Below are 11,870 nucleotides of genomic sequence, written 5' to 3' on the forward strand. Positions count from 1 at the left end.
CGGACCCGCCTACCGTCCGGCGGATGAAGACCAGACTCGTCGTCCTCGCGGTCCTCGCCGGGTCCGTCGTCCTCGCTGCGCCGGCGCCCGGCGTGGGGTCGGCACAGCCGGCGACGCAGTGCAAGCCCGAAGCCGGCTTCCCGGCCGCCACCACACCGATCGCCTTCTGGAGCACCGAGGCACGGTGCGCGATCGTCCCGGCCGGGCCGGGCGGCGTCTTCGGCGCGGAGAACTTCGGCAACAAGTTCCCCGGCGAGGCGGCCGTCTACATGGGCATCGTGCACGTCGCGATCTACGACGCGGTCGTGGCCATCCGGGGTGGCTACCGCCCGTACGCGCCGACACCGGCCGCCCCGGCGGGCACCTCTTCCGCGGCCGCGGTCGCGGCGGCGGCGTACGCGACCCTTGCAGGTCTCCAGCCCGCGCTCGGCGCGGACCAGACGATCCTCGACCACGACTACGCCACCTACCTGGCCGGCATCCCCGACGGCCGGGCCAAGGCGAACGGGATCGCCGTCGGCGAGCGGGCGGCTGCGGCGGTGCTCGCGCTCCGGGCCGACGATGGTCGGGGATGCAGCACCACCGTCACCGACCTCGGACAGCCGCCGGCCGGCCCCGGCGTGTGGCAGCCCGGGCCGGGGCCGGTGCTCGGTCTGTGCCTGCCCGGGATGCGACCACTGGCGCTCGCGAGCGCATCACAGCTCCGCCCGCACGGCCCCCGTCCCCTCACCAGCCGGAAGTACGCCGACGACTTCAACCAGGTCAAGGAGCTGGGCCGTATCGACAGCACGTCGCGGACGCCCGAGGAGACGCTCGAGGCGCGCTTCTGGACCGACCACGACATCCGGCAGTGGAACGACGGGATGCTTCGCCTCGCCGCGGCCCGAGGGCTGAGCCTCGTGCAGACCGCACGGATGCTGGCGATGGCACACGTGGCCGGTGGGGACGCGATGATCGCGTGCTTCGACGCGAAGTACCACTACTGGTCCTGGCGGCCCTTCCAGGCCATCGCACAGGCGGACGCGGACGGCAACCCACGGACCCTCGCCGACCCGGGCTGGCAGCCGCTGACCACGACGCCGAACTTCCCGGAGTACCCGTCGGCGCACGCCTGCCACAGCATGGCCGTGGTCGCGGCACTCGAGGCGTTCTTCGGCACCCACGACATCGCGTTCACCCTCGACAGCCGCGCCACGAACACCACGCGGGACTACGCCCGGCTCGACGACATCGTGGCGGACGTCGACCTGGCGCGGGTGCTGGTCGGCTTCCACTTCATGTCCTCGGACCTGCAGGGCACCTCCCTGGGCCGCAAGGTCGGCCGGTACGTCGATCACCACTACTTCCAGCCGCTCCACTGCCGGCGCCACCCGCACCGGTCCGGTGACGGCTAGATGACGTGCAGGACCCACGGCTCCCGGCCGTGCACGCCGTCGTTGGCGACGAAGTAGAGGTCACCGTCGAGGGCGGCCAGTGCGGTCGGGTAGGACGAGCCCGCCGACAGGTCGTGCAGGACCGGTCGCAGCCGCGGCCCGGCCAGGGTCCAGAGCTCGCGGCCGTGGCTGCCGTCGGTGGCGGTGAACGCCAGTGTGGCGCCCAGGCAGGTCAGGTTGTGGGGGGCGGAGCTGCCTGGGCCGGGGAGCAGGTCGACCACCCGGCGTACCCGGTGGCCCGAGCGGGCCCACAGCTCGCTGCCCCGGTGGTCGCGGACGGTGAAGTAGACAGTGCTGCCGCACTGGACCGGGCGGCTGACCCGCTGGGCGTCGACGTCGGTGAGCCGGACCGTACGCCGCCCGTTGCGGTCGGTCCGCCAGACCTGCACGCCGTGCACGCCGTCGTTGGCGAGGTAGAGCAACGCGTCGCCGTGCGCGGAGAGACTCCGGGGGTCCGAGCCGGCCGGGCCTGGCCGGATGTCGCGGACCAGCCTGGTGCCGCGCCGCGACCCGTCGCTGACCCACAGCTCGGTGCCGACCGAGGCGAGCGTATTGACCTTGAAGAAGACGCGCCGGCCGACGGGGGTGAGCTGGAGCAGGAAGGTCGATGAGCCGCTTCCGAGCGTGCGAACCTTGCGGGTGCCGGCCGGGGTGCCGTCGGTGCGCCACAGGGGGTTCTGCCCGTCGACGAAGAGCGCGAGCCGGCCGATGGGGGACAGCTCGTCGGGCAGCGTGAGGTGCCGCTTCAGCGGGAAGGTGCCGGCGAGGGTCCCGTCGGAGCGCCAGACCTGCGGGTTCTTGTCGAAGTCGGACGTCGTCAGCAGGGCGAGGTCGCCCAGCGGGGCGGCGTCGAGCGACACGACGTCCGCGCCCTCGGCGAGCCGCGTGGTCGTGCCGGTGGCGCCGCCGGTCCCGGTGGCCGTCGTCGACCAGATCGCCCCGGTGACCGGGGCGTGTCCCGACGCGAGCCGGGTGTCGGTCATGAAGACGACGCCGTGCCGGGCCGAGGTGAAGTACGCCGGGTCCGAGTCGGCCGCCCCCGGCTGGAGGTCGCCCACGAGCGCCGTGCCCTGGGGCGTCCCGTCGGTGACCCACGGCTCGAGGCCGTGCACCCCGTCGTCACCGGCGAAGAACACCCGCCCGTTGGCCGACCTGAACTCGGGGTGCGGGAAGGTCGTCATCGACGACGAAGGCCCCGGGGCCAGGTCGCCGAGCATCTCGGCGGTCCCGGCGGCGGCCCGCCCCCACTGCGTGTCCTTGAGCGTGACCTGGGCAGCGGCGCCGGCCGGGTGCGCCGGCCCGAGCCACAACCCCACGGTCAACGCGCCGGCCAGGACCAGATGGGGCAGTCGACTGCGCACGGTAGGTCAGTCTGCACCCGACCTGCACGTGAGTCACGGCTTCAGCGGCGCGGCAGCAGGATCGAGAGCCTCTCGGCCGGCTCGCCGGTCAGCCGGCCGCCCAGCGCGGCGACCACGGCTCGGGCCTGGGTGATCGAGATGTCTGCGCCAGGCCCGGACCCGGCACGGACGTCCTCGCAGGAGACGCCGATCGAGAGGTGTCCCTCGTCGTCGGCCTCGAAGACCATCCGGACCGCGCCCTGGCCGCGCTTGAGCACGTCGGCCAGGACCAGGTCGAGGATGTGCTCGACCGGCCCCGGCGTATAGGTCGTCTCGATCTGCCCCTCGACCGCTGCGGTGAGCTCCCGGTCCTGCTCGGCCAGCGCGTCCGCCCAGGTCTGGGCGCACTGCGTCGCCAGGTCGCGCAGCGGGATCTCGGCCCCCGCCACCAGGGCGCCGCGGCGGGCCAGCGCGACCAGGTCGCCGGCCACCGCGTCCATCGCCTCGATCCGGCCGACCGCTCGGGTCGCCGAGGCCTGCGCGTCGGCCGGCAGGTCGTCGCGCAGGGCCAGGTCCTCCAGCTCGAGGCGCAACCCGGTCAGGGGCGTGCGCAGCACGTGCGACGCGTGCTCGGCGAACGCCTGCTCCGAGGCCAGCCGCTCCTGGAGCTGGCCGGCCGAGGTGAGCAGGGCCTGGCTGAGCGCCTTGGCCTCGGGGATCCGGGTGCGGGGCAGGTCGAGGTCGAAGCGGCCCCGCCCGAGCTGCCCCGCCGCGCCGGCGAGCTGACGGAACGGCCGGGAGACCAGTCGGGCCATCACGTAGCCGACCAGCGCCGCGACCAGCGCGACCAGCAGGACCAGGAAGCCGAGCGAGCCGAGGTCGGTGCTCGCCAGCTCGTGGAGGACCGACCCCGACTGCCGCAGTGTGAGCGCACCCTCGCCCGCGTCGACCATCGTCTCGATGGCGTCGTCGGCGTGCTCGTCGGTGTAGGCCTTGCCCTCGACCACGATCGGCGGACCGTCGCCGGGGTCGAACTCCAGCCGGTCCGCGCTGTCCACCACCCCGGCCAGGAACGCACGGTCCACCGGCTGGCCGAGCTGCTGGCGCTGCTCCACGACCAGCGCCAGGATCGTCGCCTGCTCGCGCAGGCCCCGGCTCTCGTGGGTGCGCAGGGTCGACTGCTCGGTGTAGCCGTGGATCCACAGGGCGCCGACCAGCAGCACGACGGTGAGGACGACGAACGACGCCGTCAGCCGCGCGCGCACCGGTCACCTGCCACGTGGGGGCTGCTGGTGCTCAGTCGCTGGAGCTGCCCTCGAGGCGGAACCCGACGCCCCGCACGGCCACGACCTTCTCCTGGACGCCGACGCTCTCGAGCTTCTGCCGCAGCCGCCCGATGGTGACGTCGAGGGTCTTGGTCGAGCCGTACCAGTTCTCGTCCCACACGTCGGCCATCAGCCGGGTGCGGGAGACGACCTTGTCCTTGTTGGCGACCAGGACGTTGAGGACCTCGAACTCCTTGCCGGTCAGCGGCACCTCGTCGTCGCCGGAGAAGACCCGGCGGGCGGCGACGTCGATCCGCAGACCGCCCTCGTTGCCGGAGTCGCCGGAGCCGGCGTTGCTGTTGGTACGGCGCAGGAGGGCGCGCACCCGCGCCTGGAGCTCGGCCAGCCCGAACGGCTTGGCCATGTAGTCGTCGGCGCCGTAGTCGAGGCCGACCACCCGGTCGAGCTCGCCCGCCCGGGCCGTGACGATCATGATCGCGCCGTCGTAGCCACCGTCGCGGGCCTTGCGGCAGACCTCCAGGCCGTCCATGTCGGGGAGCCCCAGGTCGAGGATGACCACGTCGGCGTGGCGCGTCGAGACGTCGTCCAGGGCCTTCTGCCCGGAGTCGACCCAGTGCACGTCGTAGCCCTCGCGCTCCAGGGTGCGGACGAGAGGAAACGCGATGTCCTCCTCGTCCTCCACGACGAGGACTCTCTGCGCCATGCCGAAAGGATAGGACTAGACATGAGGTGCGCGCGGCGCAACGCACCGATCCCCTCAGCGGGAGCCCACCGGCTGTCGGGGCAGGGAGGGCCGGGCCACGACCTGCGGTTCGCGACGGCCCACGATCACCCCCAGGGCGAGGAACGTCGCGGCGACCGAGAGCAGCAGCAGCCAGCCGCCGTCGAGGACGAACGGGTAGCCGATCCAGGGGATCGCGAGCCAGACCCGGGAGTACGACGGCGAGGTCAGCGACAGTGGCCTCGCGTCGGCCCCCGCGTCCGATCCGATGGTCGCCGTGTCGCCGTGGATCGCCACGATCCGGCGGACCACACGGTCGTCGTTGGGGCCGACGCCACGCTGGACGGTGATCACGTCACCGGCGCGCAGGTCGGAGGGCGGCACCTCGCGGGCCAGCACGACCGAGCCGCGGCCCAGCGTGCCGTGCATCGACCGGTCGGAGACGACGTAGCGGTCCAGGCCGAGCACCGTGGGCAGCAGCACCAGCAGCACCACCGGGACGAGCACGACCAGACCGAGTACGAGCCGCCGCCGTTCGCGGTGGGTCGACCGGTGCGGAACCGGCGCGATCTCCAAGACCTGTCCCCCCTGACACGTCCCTGACATCCCGGGCCGTGAGGCCCAGGGCCAAACTAGGCCGACCATCGCCGGCAGGGTCCACGCCCGGTCCACGAGTGGACCAAGGTTGGGTAACACCGCGCCGAGCCCGCCCCACCGGTCACAGCAGCACCAGCCGGGACGCTCGCAGCCGGCCGCTCAGGCGAACAGGTCGCCGTACTCCTCCACCCGCTCGAGGACCTGCTCGTAGCGCAGCTGCTCCAGCGCGTCCGGGTCCTCGGCACCCTCCTCGACCTCGTCCCAGCCGAGCGGGGTGGCGACGTAGGGCCGCTCCTTCCCGCGCAGGGAGTACGGCGAGATCGTGGTCTTGGACCCGGAGTTCTGCGACCAGTCGAGGAAGACCTTTCCGGCCCGGCGCGCCTTGGTCATGGTCGCGGTGACGAGCTTGGGGTGCTGCTTCTCCAGCTCCTCCGCGACCTCCTTGGCCAGGGCGGTCGACTCCTCCGACGGCATCCGCGTGGCCAGGTCGGCGTAGAGGTGCAGCCCCTTGCTGCCGCTGGTCACCGGCTTGGCGACCAGCCCCCGCTCCTCCAGGGCGTCGGCGACGAGCAGGGCGACGGTGCAGCACTCGTGGAGCCCCGCCGGCTCGCCGGGGTCGAGGTCGATGACCAGCCGGTCGGCGCCGCGCGGGCGGCCGTTGCGGCCGACCGTCCACTGGTGCACGTGCAGCTCGAGCGCCGCCAGGTTGACCATCCAGGTCAGCGTGGCCAGGTCGTCGACGATCGGGAAGGTGAGCGTCCCCTCCTCCTTGGACGCGGTGCGCGAGCCGGTGGTCGGGACCGTCACCGTGCGCACCCAGGACGGGGTGCCGCCCGGGATGTTCTTCTCGAAGAAGCTCATGTCCTCGACGCCGTGCGGCCACCGGATCCGGGTCACCGCGCGGTCCTCGAGGTGGGGCAGCAGCACCGGGGCGATCGTCGCGTAGTAGCTCAGCACCTCGCCCTTGGTGGTGCCGGTGCGCGGGTAGAGCACCTTGCCGAGGTTGCTGATCTTGAGGGTGCGGCCCTCGACGTCCACGAAGACTTCTTCGGACTCCTGCTGCTTGGCCATCAGCGCCCCACGGCGATGACCGGCGCCTTGGCCGGGTCGAGGGCCCGCATCAGCCTGTCCATGAACACCCCCGGGGCACTCACGCAGCCCGCGGTCGCCCCGTGCCCGTTGACGTGGAGGAAGATCCCGGCGCCACGGTGCCGGACCTGTGACCTGTTGAAGTCGGTGACCACGGCGATGCGGTACTGGTGGCGGAAGTCGGTCAGCCGCTCGGAGCTGTCGGGGTCGCTCGCCGGCAGCCACCAGCGGAAGCCGCCCTCGGCCTGGTTGCGGTAGCGGTTGTAGTAGGCCGACGCGTTGTCCTGCACCCAGAAGTCGCCGGTCCGGACCTGCCGGTAGCGCAGCTTCCAGCGGTCGTCGGGGGCGCCCATCCCGAACGCCCACGGCAGCGCGTAGGTGCCCAGCGGGGTGGTGCCGGTGCCCTGCTTGCGCTGGGTGCCGCGGACCAGGCCGCCGTACCCGATCCGGCCGTCCTCGGCGCTGAACCGCGCCTTCCAGCCCGCGCCGGCGAGCTTCCAGAAGGTGACCCGTGCGTGGTAGCCGTCGGTGTGGTTGACGGTGACGACCTGCTGGGTCCCGGGCTCGAGGTGCACGCGGACGCCGTCGAGGGTCGTGGGACCGCCGCCCGCCGAGGACAGTGCCGAGGACAGCGCGGCGGCGAGGACCAGCTCGGTGATCACCGGCCGCTCCCCAGATCGCTGCCAAGCTCGGTGGGCTGGAGGTCGGTGGGCTTCAGGTCGGTGCGGACCCCCTGGTAGGACGGCTGCCGGAGCCGCTGGTAGCCGATCCCGTGCGTCTCGACCTCGACCACGAGCACCGGCTCGACCCAGAACGTGCCGCGGGCGTCGACGAGCGGGACCTCGTCGTCGAAGGGACTGTCGCCGCGGGTCAGCGGCGCGACGAGCTCGGTGAGCTGCCGGCTGGCCGCTCCCCCGATGCCGCTGCCGACCCGGCCCCGGTAGACCAGCCCCTCCGCCGTGGGCTCCCCGACGAGCAGCGCGGCCAGCCGGTCGGTCGTGCCCTCCTGGGGACGCCAGCCGCCCACGACGTAGGAGCGGCGGTGGCGGTGGGCGAACTTCAGCCAGTTCTTGGTCCGCTGCCCGAACACGTAGCGCGAGGTCAGCCGCTTGCTGACGATGCCCTCCAGCCCCTGCTGCCGGGTCGCCTCGTAGAGCATCGGCCCCTCGTCGTAGGCGTCGGGCACCTGCCAGGTCGAGTGCTCGAGCCCGAGTCCACGCAGGATCTTGCGCCGCTCCCCCAGCGGCTGGTCGCTGACGTCCTTGCCGTCCACGCGCATCACGTCGAAGACCATGTACGTCGCGGGTAGCCGGTCGGCCAGCCGGGCCGCGGCGGCCGCGTTGCGGACGTGCATCCGGTCCTGGAGCACCCGGAAGTCCGGAAGGCCACGGTCGTTGAGCGCGATCACCTCGCCGTCGACCAGCAGGTCGCGGTCGCCCAGCGGGCTGCGGTTGAGCTCGGGCCAGGCGACGGTGACCGGGTTCTCGTTGCGGCTCAGCAGCCGGGTGCCCCCGATGCGGGTCGTGTCGGCCAGCACCCGGACGCCGTCCCACTTCACCTCGTGCGACCAGCCCGCGTCGGTGGGCACATGGGTACCGGTCGAGGCGAGCATCGGGCGCATGGTCGTGTCCCTCAATCCACTGTCGAGCTGCGCGGCGTCAGACGTGTGCAATGGCAAGGCGGCGACGCGAAGGCAGACTGGGCGTCTTTCGAGCGTTCGCCAACGCCGCCAGTGTGCGCGTATGGCGGCGCGCAGCCGGCAACGGGATTGAGGGACACGGCCATGGCCCCATCCTTGCCGATGCCCGGCGTTCGGTGACCGATGGATTCTCGACGCCTCACCGGTCACACTGGTCGCAGTCTGGGGGTCAGGCGCGCAATCGACGAGAGGAACGGCGGATGAGGGCGATCTGGAAGGGCGCGGTGTCGTTCGGGCTGGTCAGCGTGCCCGTCAAGCTCTACGCCGCGACCGAGTCGCACGACGTCTCGTTCCGCCAGGTGCACGCCAAGGACGGCGGCCGGATCAAGTACCAACGGGTCTGCTCGATCGACGGGGAGGAGGTCGCCTACGCCGACATCGCCAAGGGCTACGAGACCGAGGACGGCGAGATGGTCATCCTCACCGACGAGGACATGGAGCAGCTGCCCTCGACGTCCTCGCGCGAGATCGCGGTCGAGAAGTTCGTGCCCGTGGAGCAGATCGACCCGATGCTGTTCGAGAAGTCCTACTACCTCGAGCCGGAGAAGTCGGGCGCCAAGCCCTACGCGCTGCTCCGCCAGGCGCTGCTCGACGCGGACCGGATGGCCGTGGTCACGGTCGCGCTCCGCCAGCGCACCACCGTCGCCGTGCTGCGGGTCAAGGACGACGTCATCGTGCTCCAGACGATGATGTGGCCCGACGAGGTCCGCACCCCCGACTTCTCGGTCGAGGCCGGCGAGGTCAAGGACGCCGAGGTCAAGATGGCGCACATGCTGGTCGAGACGCTGGCCGGCGACTTCGACCCCAGCGAGTTCGAGGACGACTACGCCGAGGCCGTCGAGGCGCTGGTCCGCGCCAAGATCGAGGGCGGCGAGCTCAAGCGCACCCCGACCTCGACCAAGTCCTCCGGCGAGGTGGTCGACCTGCTGGCCGCCCTGCAGCGCTCGGTCGACGCCGCCAAGAAGGGCCGCGGGGAGACCGGGTCGGAGATCTTCGAGGACGTCGAGGTCGGGGCCGAGGAGGAGCCGGCGGCCAAGAAGGCAACCGCGAAGCGGACGACGACGAAGAAGGCCGCGGCCAAGAAGGCGACCACCAAGAAGGCTGCGGCCAAGAAGACGCCGGCGAAGAAGGCCACGACCAAGAAGGCCGCCACCAAGAAGGCGAGCACCCGGAAGGTCGCCGCCCGCAAGGCGAGCTGACCGGTCAGAGCCCTTCGGCGTAGGGCTTGACCACGACCTCGAGGCTGAGCGCGCAGGCGACGACCAGCGTGCGCAACGGCTCGTTGACCGACTCGTTGATCCGCACGACGTAGTCGTCCGGGCGCGGCGGCCCGGCCAGGTCCAGGCCGGTCCAGTCGCGGGTGATCGTGGCGACCTCGCGGGTGTGGCTGTCGACGATCCGCAGGTCCCAGGCCACCCAGTTCTCGGCCTGCAGGTCGCCGAGGAAGTGGCTGTTGGGGCCCAGGAGCGCATAGGTCGTCTCGGTGCGCCGCAGGCTCTGCTGCACGATCCGGCCGGCATCGCGGCCGTCGGCGTCGCGGACCTCCACCGAGGTCTTCGCCACCCCGACCGGCCGGATCATGGTGAGCACGACGGCCTGCTTGTCGTCGACGAGCTCCACGACGTCGTGCTTGGCATGGTCGCGCGACACGAGCCCCTTGAGCCCGGAGCTGCGGGGAGCGGGCGGTGCGGCCCGGCGCAGCATCCCGGCCTTGGTGCCGTCGGGTCGCAGCACCGAGCGGTCCGACCAGCGGCGGCCGAGGTCGGTGAACCGCTCGACCACGAAGACGTCCTCGGTCAGCAGCGAGCTGCGGACGCGCTGCTTGGCGTCGCCGATCGGGCCGCCGGGCTCGTCCACCGAGTCGGTGCCGCCGTCGCGGACGTACGGCGTCCAGCGGTGCCCGTCGAAGAAGCGCAGCTCGTGCCGGCCGTATGGGTCGTCACGCCAGCCCGCGGCATCTCCCGGCTCGCGCAGCTCGGTCACACCGCGAGGGTAGGCCGGATGGCTGCCGCTGCTCCGGCGATTGCTGATTTCTCCCGGTCAGGTCCGGACCGCCCGGATGGCGGCGGCGATCTCCGCGGCGACGGCCGCAGCGAGGGCCGCACCGGTGTCGCCGGGCGGCTCGGGGACGACGTGGTGGACCGTGCCGTTGACCAGCAGGTCGACCGCGCGGATCCGCATGCCGCGCGCCTGCTGGTCGGCGTGCGCGGTGTCGCCGTGCACGATGACGCTGGCGCCCTCTGGAGGCAGCGGCATCAGCCACGCCTTCTCGGCGGCGATCACCCGCTGCGCGGGCAACAGGGCCAGTGCGCCGCCGCCGCAGCCCTGGCCCAGGATCACCGACACGGTGGGCACCCGCATGGTGGCCAGGCCGGCCAGGCACCGCGCGATCTCACCCGCGATCGCTCCTTCCTCGGCGCGCTGCGACAGCTCGGCGCCGGGGGTGTCGATGACGGTGACCAGCGGGAGTCGCATCTCGTTGGCCAGCCGCATCGCCCGGCGGGCGGTCCGCAGGGCGCCCGGCCCCATCGGCGTACCGGGGCCCTGGCGGCTGCGGTCCTGGCCGACCACCAGGCAGGGCTCGCCGTCGATCCGCGCCATCACCACGAGCACGGTGCTGTCCCGCTCGCCCTTCTCGGTGCCGGAGAGCGGCAGCACGACCTCGGCACCTGCCCGCAGCACGTCGCGGACGCCGATCCGCTCCTCGCTCCGGGTCTGCTCGATCGCGGCCCAGGCGTCGAGGTCCGGGGCGGGCTCGCCGGTTCGCCTGGTCAGCCGCGGCTCCGACGGGGCGTCGACGAGGATCGAGAGCACCTGGTCGACAAGGACCGGCAGCTCCTCGGCGGTGGCGAGGCCGTCGATGACGCCGTGGTGCTTGAGGTTCTCGGCGAGCTGCACGTTGGGCGGGAACGGGCGCCCGTTCAGAGCCTCGAACACCTTCGGCCCGAGGAAGCCGATCAGCGCGCCCGGCTCGCCGACGGTCACGTGCGCCAGGGAGCCCCACGAGGCATAGACGCCGCCGGTGGTCGGGTGGCGAAGGTAGGCCAGGTAGGGCAGCCCGGCGGCGCGGTGCTCCATCAGTGCCCGCGAGATCTCGACCATCTTCACGAACGCCGGCGTCCCCTCCTGCATCCGGGTGCCGCCGCTGGCGGTGCTGGCCAGGATCGGGAGCCGCTCCGCGGTCGCCCGGCGTACGGCGCTGATGATGCGGCGGGCCGCCGCCAGCCCGATCGACCCGGCCAGGAACCGGAACTCGTTGGCCACCACCGCCACCGGCCGGCCGTGCACCAGCCCGCGGCCGGTCACCACCGACTCGTCGGTACCGGCCTTCTCGCGGGCCGTCTCCAGCTCGGCCCGGTAGTCCGGCGCGGCGTCCGAGATGTCGATCGGCTCGTCCCACGACTCGAAGGAGCCCTCGTCCAGCACCAGGTCGAGGAGCTCCTGGACGGTCCAGCGATGCGGCGCCTGCTCGCTCACACGATCGAGTCTGACACCGGGAGCGGGGCCGCGACGGCGACTTGTGCGACCTGTTGTGCGACCTCGCGACGGCTCTAGGAGGGTGGCGAACAAGGGCGTGGATGCCTGCGTCGCGAGAGTCGTGCGATGGCAAGGCGTCCGTCCCGAAGGCAGGCTGGGCGCCTTTCGAGGGGCGGCAACACAGCCAGCGTGCGGCTATCGCGGCGCAGGCGCCGCGCGATTGTTCAG

General features: G+C 72.4%; 11 protein-coding genes. 2 read left to right on the plus strand and 9 right to left on the minus strand.

From position 1 onward, the window contains the following. Positions 1-23: 23 nt before the first annotated feature. Entirely contained in the window at positions 24-1,394 is a 1,371-nt protein-coding gene (locus VFV89_RS13845) for a vanadium-dependent haloperoxidase (protein ID WP_329706536.1), read from the plus strand. Here VFV89_RS13845 and VFV89_RS13850 read toward each other — a convergent pair. The 7 genes from VFV89_RS13850 to ligD (VFV89_RS13880) all read right to left on the minus strand — a co-directional run bounded on the left by VFV89_RS13850 (position 1,391) and on the right by ligD (VFV89_RS13880) (position 8,078). Beyond that, on the minus strand, positions 1,391-2,794 hold the full coding sequence (locus VFV89_RS13850) for an ELWxxDGT repeat protein (protein ID WP_329706537.1): 1,404 nt from the start codon (positions 2,792-2,794) through the stop codon (positions 1,391-1,393). The genes VFV89_RS13845 and VFV89_RS13850 overlap by 4 nt on opposite strands. 41 nt (positions 2,795-2,835) lie before the next feature. Further along, the gene (locus VFV89_RS13855) at positions 2,836-4,038 is read right to left on the minus strand and encodes a sensor histidine kinase (RefSeq protein ID WP_329706538.1); all 1,203 of its coding nucleotides are present in this window, start codon (positions 4,036-4,038) and stop codon (positions 2,836-2,838) included. Positions 4,039-4,069: 31 nt separating this feature from the next. Continuing rightward, positions 4,070-4,762 (minus strand): response regulator transcription factor, encoded by a 693-nt coding sequence (locus tag VFV89_RS13860; RefSeq protein WP_329706539.1) that lies wholly within the window; start codon positions 4,760-4,762, stop codon positions 4,070-4,072. Positions 4,763-4,816: 54 nt separating this feature from the next. Beyond that, positions 4,817-5,356: a S26 family signal peptidase gene (locus VFV89_RS13865; protein ID WP_329706540.1), complete on the minus strand. Its 540-nt coding sequence runs from the start codon at positions 5,354-5,356 to the stop codon at positions 4,817-4,819. A 180-nt stretch (positions 5,357-5,536) separates the two neighbouring features. Further along, positions 5,537-6,448: a non-homologous end-joining DNA ligase gene (gene ligD, locus VFV89_RS13870; RefSeq protein WP_329706541.1), complete on the minus strand. Its 912-nt coding sequence runs from the start codon at positions 6,446-6,448 to the stop codon at positions 5,537-5,539. Next, positions 6,448-7,128, minus strand: a complete 681-nt coding sequence (locus tag VFV89_RS13875) for a hypothetical protein (protein WP_329706542.1) — start codon at positions 7,126-7,128, stop codon at positions 6,448-6,450. Before VFV89_RS13875 ends, ligD (VFV89_RS13870) begins: the two co-directional genes overlap by 1 nt. Next, the gene (gene ligD, locus VFV89_RS13880) at positions 7,125-8,078 is read right to left on the minus strand and encodes a non-homologous end-joining DNA ligase (protein WP_329706543.1); all 954 of its coding nucleotides are present in this window, start codon (positions 8,076-8,078) and stop codon (positions 7,125-7,127) included. The genes VFV89_RS13875 and ligD (VFV89_RS13880) overlap by 4 nt, the downstream gene beginning before the upstream one ends. A gap of 287 nt (positions 8,079-8,365) precedes the next feature. Between ligD (VFV89_RS13880) and VFV89_RS13885 the strand changes: the two genes are divergently transcribed. After that, complete coding sequence (locus tag VFV89_RS13885) at positions 8,366-9,364, plus strand: Ku protein (protein WP_329706544.1); 999 nt, start codon at positions 8,366-8,368, stop codon at positions 9,362-9,364. Positions 9,365-9,368: 4 nt separating this feature from the next. On the opposite strand, the gene VFV89_RS13890 is transcribed toward VFV89_RS13885, so the two are convergent. Next, the gene (locus tag VFV89_RS13890; RefSeq protein WP_329706545.1) at positions 9,369-10,148 is read right to left on the minus strand and encodes a DUF2510 domain-containing protein; all 780 of its coding nucleotides are present in this window, start codon (positions 10,146-10,148) and stop codon (positions 9,369-9,371) included. Positions 10,149-10,205: 57 nt separating this feature from the next. Further along, a complete protein-coding gene (locus VFV89_RS13895; protein ID WP_329706546.1) occupies positions 10,206-11,642 on the minus strand; it encodes a carboxyl transferase domain-containing protein in 1,437 nt (478 codons plus the stop codon). Positions 11,643-11,870: the final 228 nt, after the last annotated feature.

It is taken from the genome of Nocardioides sp. (assembly GCF_036274455.1).
Classification (GTDB): domain Bacteria; phylum Actinomycetota; class Actinomycetes; order Propionibacteriales; family Nocardioidaceae; genus Nocardioides.

Excerpts from the sequence above, each read along its gene's own strand:
- VFV89_RS13845 (WP_329706536.1), top strand. The coding sequence starts at position 24 with ATGAAGACCAGACTCGTCGTCCTCGCGGTCCTCGCCGGGTCCGTCGTC.
- VFV89_RS13860 (WP_329706539.1), bottom strand. The coding sequence starts at position 4,762 with ATGGCGCAGAGAGTCCTCGTCGTGGAGGACGAGGAGGACATCGCGTTT.
- ligD (WP_329706541.1), bottom strand. The coding sequence starts at position 6,448 with ATGGCCAAGCAGCAGGAGTCCGAAGAAGTCTTCGTGGACGTCGAGGGC.
- ligD (WP_329706543.1), bottom strand. The coding sequence starts at position 8,078 with ATGCTCGCCTCGACCGGTACCCATGTGCCCACCGACGCGGGCTGGTCG.
- VFV89_RS13885 (WP_329706544.1), top strand. The coding sequence starts at position 8,366 with ATGAGGGCGATCTGGAAGGGCGCGGTGTCGTTCGGGCTGGTCAGCGTG.